Below are 17,920 nucleotides of genomic sequence, written 5' to 3'. Positions count from 1 at the left end.
TTGGATGTTAGGCGACGGGTTCCCGAGTAGGCAATCGAGCCGAAAAGCTGAATTCTTGATCGAATTGTTACATTTCCGGTAATTGGAGATAGGGCCAACCCACTTGCATAGGGTTCAGGGGCGGCGTTTCTTTCAGACTGGTTTGTCCAACTAGCGCTCGTACCTTCACCTATGACGTAAACATCACCACCCGCCACCATTTCGATGAACATACGAAAGCCGCCATTGCTAACGTTCCCGCCTCCAAAACCCACAACGACCGCTCCAGCTGATATAAGATCACCTGCGCCTACATTTATAGTTTGACTGTTCAACGTTATGGTTCCCGGTGCGGACATGCTTCCGGAAGTGGGTCCAGCCTTGTAAACGTCAGTAACAGAGCCCTCTTCGAGCTTGATCCGGGTTACGGCAAGGTCTCCTATCATCGCCGCGTTAACGACCAGATTGTTGACAACTGCGTTTTCAATCGCAGCCCATCCCACCTGCAGGTTATCAATGAACGCCTGCTCAGATGTCAGCGTTTGAATGAAACCCAAGTCTGCAGCAATAGATGCCGTCTCGATATTGACCGCCGTTAAGCCCCAGATGTACGCGTTCGGCACGCGCAGATTTCCGCCCTCAAAAATAAAGGGTTGCGATCCAGCGGCAGCAGCACTTTCCGCAATGATGAACTGCTCGGCAATCTCAACTCTGCGGGTGGGCAATTGGGGGTCGTTTGGAGTATCCCAATAACTACCAGCCAGCCGATAATCGCCGGTATTGGCAACATCGAAGCGCGTTTCAATACCGACGCGCGCATAGCCACTCGGGCCGGACATTGCAGTGAACCTAATACGCGCTGACGATATATCGCCGGCATCCGCAGCAGATAGTTCGGTCAGGGCATCGGCGAGCGCCACGAGCCGCCCGTTCATCGGAATTATAGCCGTGGTGATCGTTTCTTCAAACGTGGCGGAAAGATCACCAACCACCGTACCAAGCGAGCGCCGCAATTCATCGAACTGCATGGCATTGGCAAGCTCCTGGTCGCCGGTCAGAACCGCTTGGGCCTGTGCCTCCTCGATGATGTCGCGGATGTTACCGCCCATCCAGTCGAGTAAGCCCTCGACCTGCTTGCCGAGTTCATCGAGGTTAATATCGCCATAGATGACATCGAGCGGGCCGAGTTTTATGTCGGGCGTTAGAACCGAAAACCAGATCGACCATTCGGAATAATTCGGCCCGATGAAGATTCCGCGCACTTCGTAATTCGTCGCAGGCGAAAACTGCCCCGACAAAATGACCGCCCAAGGATCGTCGTACGGCACTTCTCCGTCGAAAACTATGTCGCCGCTTCCGGCAACACGAACCTGAACACGAACACGCTCAACGCCGACGACGCCAGATGCAAACCGCACTTCAATGGACGGACGGCGCGCTCTCCCTTGATCGTCAAAAATCGTCGCCGGGAAAACCTGCCAACCCGTCATCGGGACAGGCTTTGGCCCTACAAGCTGGAGCGGACCATCAACAACAGGCCGGTAGTCTGTCGACTGGTTCCAGTCGTAGTCAGAGGGGTCCACCTCTGTCAGATCGACGATCACATCGAGATTGGATTTATAAACGATCCCATCGACGCGAAACAGCTTGTCGACATAGCCATTGCGCGCACTTGTCCAGCGCACAATGTCGTTGGGCTCAAGAATCCGGAACTCAGGACCAAGAACAAACGTATGCCTGCGAGCGCGCAGCGCCTCCGCCAGCGCCCATTTCATAAGGCGCTGCACCTGCCCCTTGTAAGGCACCAGATCGAGCGACACGGTCGCCAGCAAGCGCCGGTTGCCGTCCAGCGCTTCGAGGTCGGGCCGGATCAGCGCCGGAGCGGTTTTGACGTTCCAGCCTTCGGACGGATTCGGGTAACTTGCCGAAACGCCGTTGACTGTGTCCGACAGTGAAAAGAACGGCGTAAAACTCTGTTCTTCTGTCGACAGGATATCGCCATCGGTGAACGCCATAACCGGCGTACCGGGTGCGCCCATGTCCATGGTGTAGGTGCCGCCGGTTTCCGCCATGCGGCCATTGCAGGCGGTAAGAAAGCCTTCAATCGCGATATGAACCGGAGCGCCAACCTGGATTTCACCACCGGCGCGATAGGTCGGCTCGGTGCCATCTGGGCCAGCAATTCCGCCGCGCGCCTTATTAATTGCGGCAATCCAGTTTTCGACAGGCAAGCGTGCTGGATTCAGAACTTGCAGCCCATAGAGCCACTGATTATTCCAGCGGATGCCGCGCAACAGATTGTAAACCTGAACCGGCGGCAGGAAGTCGCCATCGCCGCCCCAGGTGGACGGATCATTCCAGCGCTGTGGGCCATTACCGCCAACGGTATCGTCCCTGCTCGGGTCATAGAGCCGAGCGCCATAGGTAACGAACTTGTATTGCGGCAAGCCCTGAAAAAGCGGCTTTTCCTCGCCGTCCTGCCGTTGCGGCGCGCGGCTCGTTACGATTGCATAAGCAATGCCACGGCCAACGCGCGAAGACGTATAAGGCCGCTCGGAGCTAGAGACTGAATTGACCAGGAAGCTGTCCGCGCTGGTCTGTGTGCCGTCGTAAAACTTAACCCAGAGGTGGTCTTGCTGCCCAAGAAAGACCGCTGACTTCCGATACTCTGCAATCGGAAATCCGTACTGAGCGTGCGCCTGCCCCCACAGAATAGTTACCGGCTTGCCATCCACTTCCATGCCGCGCAGTTCACGGATCGGATAGTCGGAAAGCGCAATGACGCGTGTCGAAAATTCCTGCGGGGCGCTGCTCGCCCCCCATTCGTTTTGATAGACCTTCGAGCCTGCCGTTGCATTCCAGCCAAACAGGATTGAGCGCGGTACGTCATCGCCGGTTTGGATTTGGCCCTGCACCTGAAACCGCGGACGCTGCGGCTCGCCTTGCATGGCCTTGCCGATCAGGCTGGCGGTTATACCTGCGACGAGTTGAGACGCTGCCGCCGCCGCGGTGCCCAGCCATGCGATGCCGGTAGCGCCAGCAACAGCGGCGCCGATTGCAGTAAAAACAGGCATGTAGGGGTGTCCTAGTCGACGAGCCGCTTGTAGTAATGCGTCTCGGTTTTGAGGTAGCCGCGACGCTCGTAGAGTCGACCAGCGCGAGGGTTAGCTTCCATCGCTGCCATTCCCGCGAATGTCGCACTGCGCTGGCCCGCCCAAAGCTCGAATGCATCGAGCATGTCATTTGCGGCCATGCCGCGATGTGCAGGATCTATCCACCAACCAAAATCGCGGGCGAAACTGATGTCGGCCAACGGCGACAGCGCCACATAGGCAAGCAAGAACCCTTGGGCCGTTCTTTCGGGGGCAAATACGATGCAGGCCCTGTCAGGTAACTCGAGTGATTGACGAAACAGCGCGTCGGCATGCGGAGCGCTAAACTTCCAAGGCAGTTTTCCTGCCCCGTGCGCATCCCGACACATGGAGATGACCCGGCACCGATCCTCGGGCGTTGCGAGGCGAACCTTAGAAGATCCCAAGGAAACCTCCCCAGCCAAAAATACCCTTGTTCTTTTGGGTCTGTTGCTGCCGTCCGGCCCAGAAATGATCCCATTCGCCACAGACTGCCGCATCGATATAAAAATCGTCGTTTGCGTTTCGACGTTTTTGATCTTCGTGGCTACGGGTTTCGGGATTGGTCCGGGCCAACTCTTGCGTGTGGCTGGTGCAACTGATCGTGACACCGCCGACTTCGTTCTCGCGCGGCGTCTTGATTTCAACCTGATCGACAAATCCGACAAACAGCGGCTCAGCCGGATCGATCAGTTTGCGGCTGTCAGGATCGAGTAGGCCGGTATGGATTTCCACCCGCGCCTGCTTGATGTCGTACAGGCGCACCGCCTGCTCGACCAATTCATCAAGCTGACTCATCAAGATTGTGACGCGCTGCACTGTAATGCCAGCAACGGCCGGAATGTCCGAAATGGAAATCAGTGACCCGGCGCCATAAAAGCTGCGCAAGGCCGGTGTGCGCGTATCCGGATCGAAAACCAGCGCCGTAACGTTACCCAGATCAGACCAGAAACCGACTGTTTCCGGCTCGCCAGTTTCGCGGTTGCGTGCCGTGATCGTCAGAAAATCGCGCGGCAGTAAGCGCCGGGCCGCAAGAGCGGCCTGGTTGGCAGTGGATATGGTTTTCATGATGCCTCTAGCGCGATTCAGTTGCCGTGAATGACAGCGTTCCTCGGCCCGTTGCAGGGCTCACGTTCGTTGACACTGAGCCGGGATCGATCGTCATTGCCACCCAGGGTTTGGAGATAACGACCTTCTGCCCGGTTGCCGTGCCAACCCAAAGATGCGGCTGGATTGTAAAGAACGCAGTGGGGTCGCCGCTCGCGGGTTCGAGCACTTCATATAGCCCGGTGCCAATGCGCAGCATGTCGCCGATCGACAGCGTCACACCAGGCAAATCCTCAACGCGCACCGTGTTGTCGTTAGCGCCAATTGCGTACAGAGAACCTTCTGGCAACATAGAGTTACCCGGATGCGCGATAGGACGGCATCGGCTCGACTTCCATGCCCGGAACGTCATCTGGCTGTTCATGGCGTGGTTGAGGCGCGCGTGCCAAATGTCCAGCGTGTTTGGCAAAATGGTGCGCGTGACCCACGACCCAACCCATAGCGGCTGGCCGAAATCTTTTACACGAGTGCGCCCCGCTGCGGAACGTGACTGCTCTTGTCGCGCCTGAAGTTCAAACGCGACGGCCCAACCGGGGAGGCCATCGAGCAGATCCAGTGGTTCAGTTAGCGCCATTCGTTGCGCCTTTCATGGCTTCCATCGTGTCTAGCTCCACATGAGCTTGTTGCGCCGCTCAAACAGACCGCGCACCTTGCCTTCAAACTCCGCGCGGTCACGCGCCAATACCTGCTCGATACGCGCAACGGCGGCAACATCAGCACCGCGTGCATCGATCGTTGGAGCGTAGGTGAAGGTGCTCGACGAATTGTCATTCAACCCACGTAGCGCAGAAGCATCGGGCGCACTTGGTACGCGAGGGACAATAGTTCCGCTCTGATCGGGCACAAACAGCTCGGGGCGTTTTTCGCCAACAATGTAAGGTTGCCCCTTGGTGACACGGCCACCGAACTGGCGTCCGGGGATGCCAATGAGGTTGCCCAACAACCCAAAGTCACCACCACCAGAGCCGAACAGGCTGTTCATTCCGAGATTTATCAGATGACTGCCAAGCTGTTTAAGAGCGTTTCCGAGCGCCTCGGCAGCAGTCTTGGCTTCAGCCAGATCGTCAATGAATGAGCGCGCTGCGGTCTTGGCCAAGCCGAACCAATCCTCCATAGACTGGCGAGCTTGGTTCTGCGTCTCCGCCAGTTTCGCAGCCTCGACTGACGCGCGAGCATACCCATCGGCCAGTTGGTCCATGGCCGCAATACGGTCTGGCGTGAGGACCAAACCGGCCTTTGCCGCCGCATTCTCCAGCTCTTGCTGGATCCGCAGCTTCTGCATCGCATAGCCATAGTCATCGATGAGCGGATTAAGCTGTGCCTGCAACGCCGTCTCGCGCATCAAGGCTTCAGTGCGCTCCCGGATCGACTTTGTGGCTGTTGCCAGTTCATCATTGCCACTGCGGCCGCCACTACGGCTGCTCGCCCGGTTTGCCTCCTGTTGCGCAATGGCCATGCGCGCCAATTCCTCGGCGCGCTCCTGGCTCAAGCTAACGCCGGCCTTGGCGGCATTCTCGATCTCGCGGGTGATTGCCTGTTCAAGCGTGAGCTGCTCACGGCTCAATCCCAACACGCGCTCGCGCTCGAGAGTATAATCCGTCAGCGCCGCTTGCCGATCGGCTGCAGCGCGGCGCGATTGCCCTGCCCCACCTCGGCCGGCACCGCCGCCTGTCGGGCCTCCAGGGGTATTGAGCGCCGCGTGCATCGCATGTGCTTCTGACGTGACGACCCGAAGTTGCCCGGCTAGCGTGGCCAACTGGCTCAGAACGCCGCCAAAGTCCATGTTGACGGCGCCCAGGTCCAGCAGCGCCTGCCGGGCCTCCACTGCGCTCATCTCACCAAGCAGGAGTTTGTCGACGACTGACTGGATCTCTTGCGGCAGGTTCGGGTTGATGGCGTCGATGCCTTGCATTCTGACGACAGCATCCGCAAGATCGACGAACGCCAGCCGCGCCTCTGCTACACTATCCTCAACCCGCTCAACCTCTGTGCGCGTGTCTTCAAGATCGCCCTGGATCAAGCCCAGCTCGCGCGACAGGCCAACAACCGACTGCATGAACTGCAATATCGGCACGTCGCCCCGCTCCCAGCGCCGCGCGGATTCCTCGATGCTGTCAGCGAGCAGGATGATTTCGCGCGCAAGGATACCGGTGATCCCGGTTGCCTGGTCGGCCTGCCCGACAAACTGCATCACGGCGTTGCCCAGCAAGACAAAGCTGTCCTGCAACGTCGCCGGCATCGCATCCGCTTCGGCCCGCAGTGTCTCCAGTTCCTGGGTGACCCCGTACATGTCACGGGCCGTGATCTGCCCTGCGGCGCCCATGGCGCGCAACTGGCTCACCCCGACGCCCATGCTGTCCGCGAGCGCTCGCACCAGGCGCGGGCTCCCTTGCAGGATCGTGTTGAGGTTCTGGCCCGACAACTGCCCCAGCGCCATTGCGTTGGACCAGGCGCGCATCACGCTCTCTGCCCGCTGTCCGCGCGTCGCACTGATCACAAGCGCATTGTTAAGTGCTTCGGTGAGATCGAGCTGCTGGGTGTAATTGTAACCAAGTTCGGTCAGAACGTCGGAATTCTCGACAAAGGCTTCTGTCGTCTGGGTCAACGAAGAATAGGTCCGCCGCGCCATGTCGCTGAGCCGACCCATGACTTCGGTGCCACGCTGCAGGGAACCCGTCGCGTTGGCGACGCGCGCATTGAGGTCCGTCCACTCTGACGTCAGATTTGCAATACCGGCAGCGCCGAGCCCGATACCGGCAAATCCGAGCGCCGAACGAATGGAACCGAATGCCCGCCTGATCCCATCGGCGCTGTTCTGGCCAGCCTTGGCCATATCCTGCTCGAGCTTTTTGGCCAGCGCCGCAGATTCGCGCTCGATCTGTTGCCGAGTTTGCCGTGTATGGCGAACGGACTGGCTCATGCGCCGCTCGAAGTCGCGCAACCTGGCCTCGAACAAGACAACAAGGCGCTCCTGATCGTCAGACATTCTTGCTTTCCTTGATGGCCTTGTTCAACGCCCGTTTGATCCGCCGGACATTGCGCGTACGCGTCAGCCGGTATCCGGGCCAGAAGAACGGTTGCGCCTCGGCCTTGCTGGTTCCGCGCTCGACAAAATGGGAATAGCGCACACCACTGTTGCCAGCGGTCACCGCTGCCGCCCCTTCAGGCACCTTTCGCGATCCCCCTGTGCCATAGGCCGGCGTCGTTCCGCCCGGAGGGGTGGCAGTGATGCTGTCGCGCAAAGCGCCGGGCGGATTGCCATGGGACCCGTCGACGCTGACCGGCGCCAGGCTCCGCTGCACCTCGGCGGTCTCCTCCGCGCTCTTGACCAGGGCTTTGCTGGTCTCGTTGCGGATTGTCTTGGGCATCTTGGTCAGCCGCTTTTCCAGACGCTCGAACCCTCGCGTATTACGCCCCATGCGCTTCAATTCCTTCTGCCGTCGCGCGCAACGCCGCTGCGGCCTCTTTACGACCTTCCGTCATGGTTTTAAGCATCGCACCCGTCACAAGCATGGCATCGGCCAAAGCGCTTGGATCGATCCCTGCCAGCACGCAGCGCTCGGAAAACCGGGTAACGAATGTATCTAGCTCGGCCCCAGGTGTTGGCAGCGCCTCGCCCAACCTGGTCATAAGGTCTGCAAAGCCCTGATCCCCGGCCGCACGGCCGACGACACTCTTGACCAAGCCGAGATCCACGACGCCGCCGCTCGCTCCTGCAGCGAGCGACAAGCGAACATCATCGAGATTGCGCATGGCTATGGACCTCGCATAGGGTTGGCCCCGACAACCATTGAAATGATTGGGGGATAGAATGGGTGATGCAATTGCGTTGATAGGGCTGCTGTTCGTGCTTGGGCCGGTTCTGACGATCATAAACCCAAAGCTGTTCGGCATCGTCGGCGTACTGGTGCTCTCCGCCGCCGGCATCTTTTATTCTGTGATGGGCCAATCAGCTTTCACGGAAATCACCGCCGCGATCTTTGTGGTCGGTGCATTTCTTCAGGCTGGCCTTGTCGTGATCATCCGGCAGAACCAAGACGAATAGATCAAAGCTGATCCGCCACTCTGGCCTTGGGCACCAGAGTTGCGATCCGCCGTACGCCGTCGAACATGATGCCGACGCGGCTCTTTTTGGCACCGGGCAATTTCACCAGTGCCAATCGCCAATGCTCGTTCCACTGCGTGTTCGAAAAGACCGCCGCGAGGAACCGGTTTTGATCGGCAATCGCAATGCAATGGGTCTCCATCGGCGGGGATGGAACTATCCCGAAAGCGTCCATCCCCTTGGCCGCAGCTTTGTCGGCAATCGCCAGACGCAATCGCTCGCGCACGGTGCGCCCATCGCCCATTTCGGCATCAAGCAGGTGCCGAAGGCAATCTGCCGGGTCGGCGTCCGGCTCTCCCTCTGGCACATGGATCGATCGGCGCGCTATCCTCGGCAGGTCCCGCTCAAACTCCCACAACGCTCGCGCGGCCTCCGGTCCATAAATCGAATTGGCAACGGCAATCAGCCGTGCCGCAGCATTGGCCTTGGCAATCCGGACACCAAACACCTTGCCATCAGCTGCCACCGGCATGGCGTCCGCCTCGGCTTCTCCCATCACGTAACGCCCGGTGCGCCGCAACTCGGGCAGTACCACCGACGTCACCCATTTCTTGAAGCGTCGCGCGGCAGCCTTGCGCGAGGTCAGGATCAGAGAATAGAGACCCGACTCATTGATGATGGTCATTTCCTGTGCGCGTCCCATGGCGTCATTAATAATGACGCCATCTTTTTCATCGCTATCAAGTCGCGTGGATGCCTGGCGCGAGTTTCCGATCTCGAGCACGGTACAAACGTCGGTCAGAACCCACCACGGCTCATCATCGCGCACCAGCATGCGGACGGCGCTGTCTTCAAATTCAAGTTTGCGGATCGCGTTCATTGGGGCATTTCCCTGATTGCTGTGAGCAGTTCTTCCCCTACCCGGCTTGCATCCCATCCCGCGCGCATAGCCGCCACATATTCCGGCGTGGCCTGCCCCGGGGCTACAAAAGGTCTTTCCGGATCAACGAGTGCGCACGCGCGCTCCCAATCACCATAGACCGCCCGATAGGTCTCGATGAGTGCCATAAGGCTGTCTGGCGCACTAGCGGTCGTCTCCGTCGCTTCTGCCATCGCGGCCAAGGGTGTAAAGGGTAGCGCCGCAACACCTGACAAAACGGCACGGCGTGTGATATTGGCTTGATCAGCCATTCCTCGATCCTCCTGTGATCGTGGTTTCGGTTAGGGCTGAGAAAGAGGTTGCTCCCTCTTCTCAGCCCGCTTATGTTTATGACGACAAAAACCAAGGACGTCAAGGTTTATGCCGACAAAAACCAGCAAAGGCGGACGGCCAGCCGTCGACAGTGAGAGAGTAGATGTGCGCTTACCACGAGAGCTACTTGATGGGATTGACGCGTTCTCTGATTCGGAAAATGACAATCCCGGTCGTCCTGAAACGGTAAGGCGAATCATTCGCGATTGGCTGATTGGTCACGGCTTTTTGGATATTCAGGGGCGAGACTAGCGTGGCACTAAACTACGATCCTCCCAGTTTTTTCACCATGTCAAGGTGTTCCTGATAGCTGGGCGCTTCCGCGTCCTGCTTGGCCCCATTTGCCTTGGCAAAGCCGTCCATGGCGGCGTTGAACTCCCAAAGGCTCATGGCATCGACATCGCGCGGGGAAAATCCCATGGCGGCGCCTGCCCCATAAAAGGCCGAGAACTTTATTCTGCCGTCGGGGCTTCCGGCGTCACTGTCGTCTCGGCCTGCGACTTTCCCACCGGATCATCCGGGTCTGCCGCTATGGCATGGATGATGATCTTTGCCGCAAGGGGCACCTGCCCGTGGAGCGGATAGCGATCGGTCTGATCGAAATAACGCAGCATCAGCACGTCGGCATCGGTCGGCGTTGCCCCGCCGCCGATCAGGCCCAGCCGGATCGTTTCGCGCAGATCATCGACCCGCCAATCCCCGCCCATACGCCGCAGGAGCGCATAGACATTGTGATCGGCAAGAAAGTCAGGATCCGCCTCGCCCTTGGGATATGTCTTGGGATCGGGCCGCTTGTGGGTCTCGGCAGCCGTCTGCAGGGCAAGCATTCGGGAAAGTAGCGTGCCCGGCCCGACACCCGTTATGTCCTGCAACTCGCGCAACTCGCCGATGCCCAGGCAGAACTTGCGTTTGGTCCCGCCAAAGCTCTCTTCGATAAACTTGGTCATCAGGCCGCATCGACCCATTCAACCTTGCCGCTCGAGGACATCGCAAGATTGGAGTTTACAAATCCCTTGCCTTCTTTCGCTATGGACAGCGTCGTCATCACATACTGCCCTGAAAAGTAGCCGCCGCCTTGGGCGCTTGGGAGGTCAAGCAGCACCCGCACATTGAATGCTTCACCGGAAAGCATGTGGCCGCGCAGCACGGCAAAGCTCAAAGGGTCCATCGTGCCGGCACCAGTAATGCCTGCCGACAATGTTTCGACGGCGCGCAGCACCCAGTCGGGCGCGTCAGGCTCCTCGCAGTTGGGCTCGGTTCCATCGGTCGTTGTCGCTTCGATCGTGAACTCGCGCTGGGTGTTAATGGTGCAGTTATAGGCAAACACTTCCGGGTCCGCCCCATCACCAAACTGAATGAGCAGCTTTCTTGTCGTCGCCATGACGATCTCCTGTCGATGTGGATTAGGTGGGCTGGACGTCGATCGCCAGCATGAGACGCGCGCGCTGCAGGGCCGTTTCCTGCTCGCGGCTGTAGAAAATGCCCTCGACCATCATGCTGTCGACGACATATCCCGGCACAATCAGATCCTGCTCGCGCTCGTGCAGCAGGGCCTTGGCCTGTCCGGAGATCTCTTTGACTTCGCGGGACTCTTTTTCGTTCGACCAGAAATCGAGCTGGATCGAAAGCGCGGTGCGGTCCCAACAGGTTTCATCGATCGGGATCTCGCTTGGCGTCGAGAGCCGTGCATAAGGAAACTGGCTTTCGGCAGGGATGAAATCATAGACCCGGCCACCAACCGTCGTGAGGCCGCCCGCCAGATATGGCATCAGCGCGGCCTGCACCGCTTCAAGCGCGCTCATGGCAATCGCCCTTCTTCGGCGATGAAATCAAGGAATGCGCCCGTGCCATCTGGATCGTGCGGCGGGGATGCCACGGCAAAAATCCTTGACTGATCATGAGCGTCGACAAGGCGCCAATTGCTTTGTATCTGGCGCGTTTTGGAATTGCGGTACATCCGCACCACGTAGGGTTGCCGCCCCTGCAGGCGCTCCCCCATTACCGTTTCACCACCGCGCATCGGGCGCAATTCCGCCCGCGTGGTGAACTGCCGTTCAAAGGTCCCACCACCTGGTACAGGCGTTCCCCATGCGCCGTCATCGGTGCGCTTCTCGCAATGGATGCGTGTCCTAAGCCTGCCCGCCGTCATCGGCCTCCGCCTCAGCTTTCTTGGCCACGCGCTTTGCCTTCTTTGACGCCACAGCCTGATCCGCACATGGGGTTGTGACCATGCCGGTCCAACCGGCCTTATAGGCGATGGTCACGCCGGGCTTGGCCTTGAAATCGAAATCATCGGTGAAATGAACCTGGGGCATCAAATCCTCGCAGTCTTGTAGGGGGATAGACTGAACTCGACGCCAAGCGGCAACTCGGTCGTGATATTGCCGACGTTCACGCCTTCGCGGTTGGCGTTCCAGTGAGCGACAGTCATCCGGATTGCCTGGCGGATTGGACCTGGAATATCCGTCGGGTCGGGTCCATAGCCAGCCTTGAATGTTATGCTGATCGCCGCATGGGGATTGAGGTCGGTCGGAAACGCGTAATCGTTCCTGAACTGGACGTAGCCGCCCAGGGCATCGGTCAGTAGCCTATAGTTTGCCGAACCGATTGTTGAAATCTGCCCCGCGCGATCACGCCAGGTGATCGAGACAATGCCCGAAGGCAACAGCGGAAGTCGCATCGTGCGACAGAACCGATCGAAATCCTGACGCCATTCCTGTTCAATCAGGCAACGGCCGAGGATCCCGTTATACCCGTCCAGGAGTCCCGTCGCGGCCGCAATGTACATTTCGATGAGATCGTCTTCGTCATCGACATCGTCATCGAGGCGGCATTGCTTTTTCGCTTCTGGAAGGCTCACCGGCATATTTGCCGGAGCCGTGACCTGGACGGGCTTATGCATGGCGTTGCCTTAGCTTGCGACCTTGATCCGGCCATAAGGTTTGGGATCGAGGCCGAGACGCTTCATCTCGGTAGCGTCGAGTTTCTGGCGGCGCGCAACCTTGCGGCTTTCCTTCTTGGCCGCGATCTTGGCCGAGCGCTTGGCCTTCGCATCGGCGTTGCTCCTGCCAGCAGGTTTCTGGGTCTGGTCTGTCATAATGATATCTCCAAAAGGGCTGATACCCTTGGGTTGAAACAGGATCGGCAGCCGGACGATTGACGACCGGCTGCTATGCGCTGGCCTTATTGACCATCATCCATCTGCAGGATCTTGATCGCTTCGGGGTTGTTGACCCCGCCACCAACGCGCTTGGTCGTGTAGAACATGACGTAGGGCTTGTTGGTGAAGGGATCGCGTAATACCCGCACACCGGTACGATCGACGATCAGGTAACCGCGGCGGAAGTCGCCGAATGCGATAGGCAGCGAGTCGGCAGCGATGTCGGGCATGCCCGCCATTTCCGTCACCGGGTAAGCCAGCAGCGTCGAAGGCTGGCCCACGGCGAAGGACGGTTGCCAGATATAATTTCCCTGCCCATCCTTGAGCTTGCGAATTGTCCCCAGAGTGCTGCGGTTCATCACCCAACGCGCATCGCCGGTAAAGGCCATTGGCAACTCATAGACCAGGTCGATAAGCTCATCGGTATCGATCTCGGTCGCACTTGCTGTAGGCATCGTTTCGATGGCCCCCAGCGGATTGACGGCCGCATTGGTTCCGCCATCGGCAAACGTCAAAAAGCCGAATGGTTTGTTGGCTCCGTCGCCAGCGATGAAGGCCAGTCCCTCCTGGTAGGCGAACTCGGTTTCTACCTCGTTTGCCAGCCAGGCTTCGAGATTGACTTCCGCATCGTCCAACATCTGCTGGGTCGCAGCCGGATTGGCATAGATTTCGCCCGGCGTGAAGGTCATCGGCCCGAACTCGGGTGTATTGGTTTCCGTCCGTGCCGACGTTTCCCCAACCCAGCCCGACGCCGTTCCACGAAGGTTGTAGAGCTTCTTGAACCCGGCCGTCGAAATGTTCTGAACGGTGGCGATAGCACGCATCGGCGAGACCTCGATCAGCTTGTCGGTGATCGTGCGATCCCACTCGACCGGAGCGAGATAACCGCCTTCGTTATCTTCGCCTTTATTCAGGGCGGCGCTAACGCTGCCCTTGCGGAAATGGGAACGGAAGGCTTCCGAGTATTCCTGGTCGACAACTTCTCCTACCCCGCCGCCTCCGATCGAGATCGCGGCAAGTTTGGAATTGGCGGCGTCGACCGCTGCCTGAAGTTCCGTGACACTGGAATTGACCCGTTCGAGCTTTTCCGTTGTCACGACATCTTCGAACCGTTTGTCGCGTTCCTTTTCCCGCTGGTCGTAGGTCGCCTTGAAGGTTTCCCAATCCTTGTTTAGGCCTTCGATCAGGGACTTGATATCGCCCGTCGGCCCTTCGGCCCGAACAGCGACGATCCCGCGCGCCTTGGCGGAAATCGGGGGCACCATGACGCCCATGGCGCCGATCACTTCGGCCGTCAGATATTCGGTTGAAATAAAGGTGAGGTCAGGCGTTCCTGCAAAAACCGCGCAGACGCCAAGGACCGTCAGCGCCAGTGCGGCGCCGATCAGCTTGGTAAGCTTCATAGCTATTTCCTTTGGTTTAGCTTGTCAGCGTTGAACGAAGCTTCTGAAGAGAAGCTGTGATATCGTCCGCTACGGCTGGACGGGAACCGCTCGCTACGGCAGAGCGGCTGGCAATCTCGCCGATAAGGCTACGGCGCTTGTCGCGAGAAAGCCCGGCCCTTGCGAGGCCGTGTTCTGCAATACGTGCAGGCTTCAAATCATTTGCCGCCTGCGCGCGTTTTTCATCCTGGGCAACCTGATCGGCTGCAAGAAACCCATCGGCAAGCCCGGCCTCCACAGCCTGCTCGCCATTGAACCAGGTCTCGTTATCCATCCACTCTGCGGCCTTGGCCTTCTTGGCACCCGACCGGTCTGCATAGACGGTGGCCATCGCATCATCGAATGGCGTCAGGGTTTCCGCAGCGGACGCCAGATCATGGCGATTGCCAACGGCAACAACCCAGGCATTGTGGACCATGATGAACCCAGCCTTGCCGATTTCGATCTCATCGCCAGCCATGGCAATAACCGAAGCCGCTGACGCGGCCAGCCCGAGAATACGAACGGTCACCTTGTGCGGATGCGCGCGCAGCGTATTGTAAATGGCGACGCCTTCGAAGAAATCGCCTCCAGGCGAATTGAGGTCGACAAAGACCTCCTGATCACCGATCGCGCGCAGCGCTGCAGCAACACGCTTTGAGGTTACGCCGCCGCCGGTCCACCAATCCTCACCGATGACATCGAGGATCGATATCGTGTTTTCTTGCGACTGTGCCGCATGAATGCCGGCGTTCCAACGATCAACGGCATCCGGATCGGGATCGAACGCGCAAACACTTGGCAAACGCTCGGCACGGATCTCCGGCAGGTTCCGCAAGCTCATTAAGATTCTCCTTGTGATTGGCCCGGAGGATTCGGCAGATTGTCGCTATGGCCAAGGTCCATCCATGCACGCACCTCATCAACTTCAAGCCACGGCTGATGCCCGCCTGAGCCCAGACCCTTGGCAAAGAACTCGGCCTGATCCTTCATCGAACCGCGCAGCAGGGCGCCGGCGTTGAATTTCGCTTCGTACCGATCGGCTTCCTGCTCGGTCAGCAGGGACCGCTCGATGGCCTGTTGCCAGGCCTCGAACCACGGGTTCAACGCGTAGCGAACGAAGAACTGGCCCAGTACATCGATGCCCGAGCCCCAGGACGTGTCGTCGACATTGAGCAAGGGACGCGGAACGCCAAACGGACGGGCCGTGTCTTCGACCTGGTGCTTGCGCTGCTCGGTGTGCTGGCTGTCCCGGCCCGATTGTGAGAACGGCTTGGCCTCCATGCCCTCTTCGCCGATGATCCACTCGCCTGCGCTGTCGGTCCCTCTGCGCGCGGCCATCTGAGCCTTCAAACGCTCATAGGCTTCATCGGACAGTCGGTTTTTGACCGCCATTAACCCGCCGGCCAGCAAGCCATTGCGGAACAGGCGCGCCGATGCCTTTTCAAGCTGCGCGGAAAGCGCAATTGCTTCTGCGGCCTGCTTGACCAGAGATATGCCGGATATCCCGTCTTCGGACAGGCCATAGCGCAGATGAAAGACGTCATGCTGCGGCAACACAACAGTCCCGCCGTCTGGACGGTTATAAACGTATTCCAAAGCCCAATCTGTGCGCTGGCGCACCTTGACACGGCTTGTGGCCAACGGAACGAGCTGCACGATCCGATGGCCGCTGCGGACGATCAACGCGAAGGCATCGCCGCGTGTGCCGTCGCCGCTTGCACCCAAGGCGCGCTGCTGCATGAGCGTTCTGAACTCGAAGGCAGTCTGCCAGGCATTGGGCTTGCGGTGCAGGATCCGATACACGTGATGGTCGACCGCTTTGGCCTTGTTCTGCTTTTCGATCAAATGGAGCGGCAGCATGCCGATGGAGAACGAAATCAGTGACACGCAACGGATGACTGTTGTGTTGCGCAAGGCGACCTTGGCATTGACGGATATCCCCGCCTCGGTCATCGCGCTACCGCCGCCGCGAAGAAACTCCAAGAAGCGCGGATCGTCGAACCCGAAAAACTCAGCTGACTCGCCAGCCATCGCGCGGACACGCGGTGCTTCCGCTTCACGGCCACCGGAAAATCGCAGAAAATCGAGAAGGCCCATATGATCTACACCATCAACAAGCCGCGTTCTTCATAGACACTGGGTCCGGAACCGGCTTCGGGGTTGCGCTCCATGAGCTTGAAAGCATTAAAAACGGCGATCAGAAGATCGATTTTCGCCTTGCCTGCAGTCTGCTTTTCGATCAGCACGGCATTGCCACGCTGGACGGCCTTGGCGTTCGAAACGCTCCAGGCCATGAGTGGCTGACCGGCATGCCAGAACGTGCCGTCCTTGAGTTTGCGCTCCATACCCCAGACCGCCGACGACAACCGGAACCCTTGAGAGACGGCCACGACCTGCTCATCGGTAAGCCCTCTTCCATCGAGTTCATCGACCAGCGCCGCAACACCCTGCGGATCGAGACCGACAGCAGCCTTTTCGGGCAGCAGACCGGACTTCAGTACGGTCTCCACGATATCCGCCACCTCTTGAAGATCCTGCGTTGGCTGCTCGCAGACAACGAGATCGCCCTGCTTTTCAAAATCGCGCAGGTTCGAAACGATGTCCTTGCGCCGATCCAGTACGTCGGTCTGCGCCCATCCGCGCGCCCAGGACAACCAATCCTTGGTGATCTTGCATCGGCCAATGACCGAGACGCCTAAAAGGTCATCGAGACCGCCACCATCGATGCCGATCGTGACCACTTCGCTACGGGCCAGCAGCTCTTCCAACGTCAGCGATTTGTCGCTGGCCAACTCCCAGTAATCGGCCCCGCGCCACCGATCGCGCCGCAACTTCTGCCCGATCTCGACATTGAGATGTTTGGCGAGAAAAATCTGTTTGCCCTCGCCTTCTCCCCGAAGTTCCTTGCGCAGCTCTGCCTCGAGCCATGACTGGCTGACCGAGCGATTGAGGTTTGGATTTGTGACGTAGAACATGTCCGGATCGAGGTAGGATTCGTCCTCCAGCATCGCGGAAGGCCATTCGTACAAAACGCCCAGGCACTCGTTGTCCTCGATCTCGCCATCTCTGACATCCCGGAAATACTCGAGCTTTTCCTTGAACACGCCGGCAGGCGCTTCGTCGCTATGCGTCGTCAGGTAGATCACGAACCCTTCCGGGCGCGAGACCAGGCCGCCTGTGGCCTCACGGATCATCGACATCGCATTGGCCTTCTTGCCGAACAGCCATAATTCCTCGATCAGAACAAACGCCGCCTTCTTGCCTGAAACCGTCTCGCTGTCAGCCGCGATAACCTTGAGCTCGGCATTGGTGGTCCGATGCTTGATGGTGCGCTTGTGCTCCTGGACATGCAGCAGCGTCGAAAGCTCGTCATCGTGGCGCACCATGTCGGCGGCCGGGTTGAAGCAGTTGTTTGCTACTTCCAGCGTCGGCGCCAGCACCAGCAATTCAGCCGAGTGCCGCCAGTTCCGGATCAGCGCCGTCAGCATGATCCCGGCAGCGATCGTGGACTTGGAATTCTTCTTGCTGATCAGCAGCAGGAATTCGCGTATCAGCCGTTTGGCGCGCCGGGCATCATAGGCGCCGAAGATCGCCTTGACGAAGTCAAATACAAAGTCTTCGCAGGACTCACCAAAAGTTGGCGGCCGCATTTCCTTGGTTTCGGCATCGAGGACCCAAGCCGCATCCACGATCTTGAGTGACTTGAAAACCGAAAGAGCCGCTTCCGCTTCATCGGGAAACAGCGGATCGAACGGAATCAGCGAGCGCCGCGCAACAATCCGTTCTTCCCAGTCGAGGCAGGACGTCGTCCAGTGCTTCATT

22 protein-coding genes are annotated in these 17,920 nt (G+C 58.9%); 1 reads left to right on the top strand and 21 read right to left on the bottom strand.

The window, feature by feature from the left end; all coding sequences use genetic code 11:
* The 7 genes from EO133_RS06490 to EO133_RS06460 all read right to left on the bottom strand — a co-directional run.
* Positions 1-3,053: phage tail protein (locus EO133_RS06490; protein ID WP_127071850.1), on the bottom strand; the 3,053-nt coding region annotated here is incomplete at its 3' end.
* A gap of 11 nt (positions 3,054-3,064) precedes the next feature.
* On the bottom strand, positions 3,065-3,517 hold the full coding sequence (locus EO133_RS06485; RefSeq protein ID WP_127071849.1) for a GNAT family N-acetyltransferase: 453 nt from the start codon (positions 3,515-3,517) through the stop codon (positions 3,065-3,067).
* Positions 3,504-4,178 carry a hypothetical protein gene (locus EO133_RS06480; protein WP_188681928.1) on the bottom strand — a complete coding sequence of 225 codons (675 nt, stop codon included), beginning with the start codon at positions 4,176-4,178 and terminating at the stop codon, positions 3,504-3,506. Before EO133_RS06480 ends, EO133_RS06485 begins: the two co-directional genes overlap by 14 nt.
* Before the next feature lie 7 nt (positions 4,179-4,185).
* On the bottom strand, positions 4,186-4,791 hold the full coding sequence (locus tag EO133_RS06475; RefSeq protein ID WP_127071848.1) for a hypothetical protein: 606 nt from the start codon (positions 4,789-4,791) through the stop codon (positions 4,186-4,188).
* 30 nt (positions 4,792-4,821) lie between these two features.
* Positions 4,822-7,203, bottom strand: coding sequence for a tape measure protein (locus EO133_RS06470; protein WP_127071847.1), 2,382 nt, complete (start codon positions 7,201-7,203; stop codon positions 4,822-4,824).
* The gene (locus EO133_RS06465) at positions 7,196-7,636 is read right to left on the bottom strand and encodes an HK97-gp10 family putative phage morphogenesis protein (RefSeq protein WP_127071846.1); all 441 of its coding nucleotides are present in this window, start codon (positions 7,634-7,636) and stop codon (positions 7,196-7,198) included. The genes EO133_RS06470 and EO133_RS06465 overlap by 8 nt, the downstream gene beginning before the upstream one ends.
* Positions 7,626-7,970 (bottom strand): hypothetical protein, encoded by a 345-nt coding sequence (locus EO133_RS06460; RefSeq protein ID WP_127071845.1) that lies wholly within the window; start codon positions 7,968-7,970, stop codon positions 7,626-7,628. The genes EO133_RS06465 and EO133_RS06460 overlap by 11 nt, the downstream gene beginning before the upstream one ends.
* 58 nt (positions 7,971-8,028) lie before the next feature.
* Here EO133_RS06460 and EO133_RS06455 point away from each other — a divergent pair, with 58 nt between their 5' ends.
* Positions 8,029-8,262, top strand: coding sequence for a hypothetical protein (locus EO133_RS06455; protein WP_127071844.1), 234 nt, complete (start codon positions 8,029-8,031; stop codon positions 8,260-8,262).
* 1 nt (position 8,263) lies between these two features.
* Here the strand turns inward: EO133_RS06455 and EO133_RS06450 are convergent, their stop codons facing one another.
* The 14 genes from EO133_RS06450 to EO133_RS06390 all read right to left on the bottom strand — a co-directional run bounded on the left by EO133_RS06450 (position 8,264) and on the right by EO133_RS06390 (position 17,919).
* Positions 8,264-9,142: a BRO-N domain-containing protein gene (locus EO133_RS06450; RefSeq protein ID WP_127071843.1), complete on the bottom strand. Its 879-nt coding sequence runs from the start codon at positions 9,140-9,142 to the stop codon at positions 8,264-8,266.
* Positions 9,139-9,453, bottom strand: a complete 315-nt coding sequence (locus EO133_RS06445; protein WP_127071842.1) for a hypothetical protein — start codon at positions 9,451-9,453, stop codon at positions 9,139-9,141. Before EO133_RS06445 ends, EO133_RS06450 begins: the two co-directional genes overlap by 4 nt.
* Positions 9,454-9,778: 325 nt before the next feature.
* Positions 9,779-9,934, bottom strand: coding sequence for a hypothetical protein (locus EO133_RS20170; RefSeq protein ID WP_164734910.1), 156 nt, complete (start codon positions 9,932-9,934; stop codon positions 9,779-9,781).
* A gap of 32 nt (positions 9,935-9,966) precedes the next feature.
* A complete protein-coding gene (locus EO133_RS06440; RefSeq protein WP_244640904.1) occupies positions 9,967-10,461 on the bottom strand; it encodes a gene transfer agent family protein in 495 nt (164 codons plus the stop codon).
* Positions 10,461-10,895, bottom strand: a complete 435-nt coding sequence (locus EO133_RS06435; protein ID WP_127071841.1) for a phage tail tube protein — start codon at positions 10,893-10,895, stop codon at positions 10,461-10,463. The genes EO133_RS06440 and EO133_RS06435 overlap by 1 nt, the downstream gene beginning before the upstream one ends.
* A gap of 22 nt (positions 10,896-10,917) precedes the next feature.
* Positions 10,918-11,316 carry a DUF3168 domain-containing protein gene (locus EO133_RS06430; protein WP_127071840.1) on the bottom strand — a complete coding sequence of 133 codons (399 nt, stop codon included), beginning with the start codon at positions 11,314-11,316 and terminating at the stop codon, positions 10,918-10,920.
* On the bottom strand, positions 11,313-11,663 hold the full coding sequence (locus EO133_RS06425; protein WP_127071839.1) for a head-tail adaptor protein: 351 nt from the start codon (positions 11,661-11,663) through the stop codon (positions 11,313-11,315). The genes EO133_RS06430 and EO133_RS06425 overlap by 4 nt, the downstream gene beginning before the upstream one ends.
* On the bottom strand, positions 11,644-11,829 hold the full coding sequence (locus EO133_RS06420) for a hypothetical protein (protein WP_127071838.1): 186 nt from the start codon (positions 11,827-11,829) through the stop codon (positions 11,644-11,646). The genes EO133_RS06425 and EO133_RS06420 overlap by 20 nt, the downstream gene beginning before the upstream one ends.
* Positions 11,829-12,416, bottom strand: coding sequence for a head-tail connector protein (locus EO133_RS06415; protein ID WP_127071837.1), 588 nt, complete (start codon positions 12,414-12,416; stop codon positions 11,829-11,831). The genes EO133_RS06420 and EO133_RS06415 overlap by 1 nt, the downstream gene beginning before the upstream one ends.
* Positions 12,417-12,425: 9 nt before the next feature.
* On the bottom strand, positions 12,426-12,611 hold the full coding sequence (locus tag EO133_RS06410; protein WP_127071836.1) for a hypothetical protein: 186 nt from the start codon (positions 12,609-12,611) through the stop codon (positions 12,426-12,428).
* Between the two features lie 86 nt (positions 12,612-12,697).
* Entirely contained in the window at positions 12,698-14,077 is a 1,380-nt protein-coding gene (locus EO133_RS06405) for a phage major capsid protein (RefSeq protein ID WP_244640903.1), read from the bottom strand.
* A 16-nt stretch (positions 14,078-14,093) separates the two neighbouring features.
* Complete coding sequence (locus EO133_RS06400; RefSeq protein WP_127071835.1) at positions 14,094-14,939, bottom strand: head maturation protease, ClpP-related; 846 nt, start codon at positions 14,937-14,939, stop codon at positions 14,094-14,096.
* The gene (locus EO133_RS06395; protein ID WP_127071834.1) at positions 14,939-16,195 is read right to left on the bottom strand and encodes a phage portal protein; all 1,257 of its coding nucleotides are present in this window, start codon (positions 16,193-16,195) and stop codon (positions 14,939-14,941) included. The genes EO133_RS06400 and EO133_RS06395 overlap by 1 nt, the downstream gene beginning before the upstream one ends.
* 5 nt (positions 16,196-16,200) lie before the next feature.
* Entirely contained in the window at positions 16,201-17,919 is a 1,719-nt protein-coding gene (locus tag EO133_RS06390; RefSeq protein ID WP_127071833.1) for a terminase large subunit, read from the bottom strand.
* Position 17,920 lies beyond the last annotated feature (1 nt).

Source organism: Pelagibacterium lentulum (genome assembly GCF_003992625.1).
GTDB classification, from domain to species: domain Bacteria; phylum Pseudomonadota; class Alphaproteobacteria; order Rhizobiales; family Devosiaceae; genus Pelagibacterium; species Pelagibacterium lentulum.
Note: the sequence above shows the minus strand (reverse complement) of the source record. Positions and strands in the feature narration are given on the sequence as shown.

Coding starts and splice junctions, on each gene's coding strand:
- EO133_RS06475 (WP_127071848.1), bottom strand. CDS start 4,791: ATGGCGCTAACTGAACCACTGGATCTGCTCGATGGCCTCCCCGGTTGG.
- EO133_RS06425 (WP_127071839.1), bottom strand. CDS start 11,663: ATGACGGCGGGCAGGCTTAGGACACGCATCCATTGCGAGAAGCGCACC.
- EO133_RS06415 (WP_127071837.1), bottom strand. CDS start 12,416: ATGCATAAGCCCGTCCAGGTCACGGCTCCGGCAAATATGCCGGTGAGC.
- EO133_RS06410 (WP_127071836.1), bottom strand. CDS start 12,611: ATGACAGACCAGACCCAGAAACCTGCTGGCAGGAGCAACGCCGATGCG.
- EO133_RS06455 (WP_127071844.1), top strand. CDS start 8,029: ATGGGTGATGCAATTGCGTTGATAGGGCTGCTGTTCGTGCTTGGGCCG.
- EO133_RS06420 (WP_127071838.1), bottom strand. CDS start 11,829: ATGCCCCAGGTTCATTTCACCGATGATTTCGATTTCAAGGCCAAGCCC.
- EO133_RS06480 (WP_188681928.1), bottom strand. CDS start 4,178: ATGAAAACCATATCCACTGCCAACCAGGCCGCTCTTGCGGCCCGGCGC.
- EO133_RS06440 (WP_244640904.1), bottom strand. CDS start 10,461: ATGACCAAGTTTATCGAAGAGAGCTTTGGCGGGACCAAACGCAAGTTC.
- EO133_RS06460 (WP_127071845.1), bottom strand. CDS start 7,970: ATGCGCAATCTCGATGATGTTCGCTTGTCGCTCGCTGCAGGAGCGAGC.
- EO133_RS06400 (WP_127071835.1), bottom strand. CDS start 14,939: ATGAGCTTGCGGAACCTGCCGGAGATCCGTGCCGAGCGTTTGCCAAGT.
- EO133_RS06395 (WP_127071834.1), bottom strand. CDS start 16,195: ATGGGCCTTCTCGATTTTCTGCGATTTTCCGGTGGCCGTGAAGCGGAA.
- EO133_RS06465 (WP_127071846.1), bottom strand. CDS start 7,636: ATGGGGCGTAATACGCGAGGGTTCGAGCGTCTGGAAAAGCGGCTGACC.
- EO133_RS06390 (WP_127071833.1), bottom strand. CDS start 17,919: ATGAAGCACTGGACGACGTCCTGCCTCGACTGGGAAGAACGGATTGTT.
- EO133_RS20170 (WP_164734910.1), bottom strand. CDS start 9,934: ATGGGATTTTCCCCGCGCGATGTCGATGCCATGAGCCTTTGGGAGTTC.
- EO133_RS06405 (WP_244640903.1), bottom strand. CDS start 14,077: ATGAAGCTTACCAAGCTGATCGGCGCCGCACTGGCGCTGACGGTCCTT.
- EO133_RS06450 (WP_127071843.1), bottom strand. CDS start 9,142: ATGAACGCGATCCGCAAACTTGAATTTGAAGACAGCGCCGTCCGCATG.
- EO133_RS06445 (WP_127071842.1), bottom strand. CDS start 9,453: ATGGCTGATCAAGCCAATATCACACGCCGTGCCGTTTTGTCAGGTGTT.
- EO133_RS06435 (WP_127071841.1), bottom strand. CDS start 10,895: ATGGCGACGACAAGAAAGCTGCTCATTCAGTTTGGTGATGGGGCGGAC.
- EO133_RS06470 (WP_127071847.1), bottom strand. CDS start 7,203: ATGTCTGACGATCAGGAGCGCCTTGTTGTCTTGTTCGAGGCCAGGTTG.
- EO133_RS06430 (WP_127071840.1), bottom strand. CDS start 11,316: ATGAGCGCGCTTGAAGCGGTGCAGGCCGCGCTGATGCCATATCTGGCG.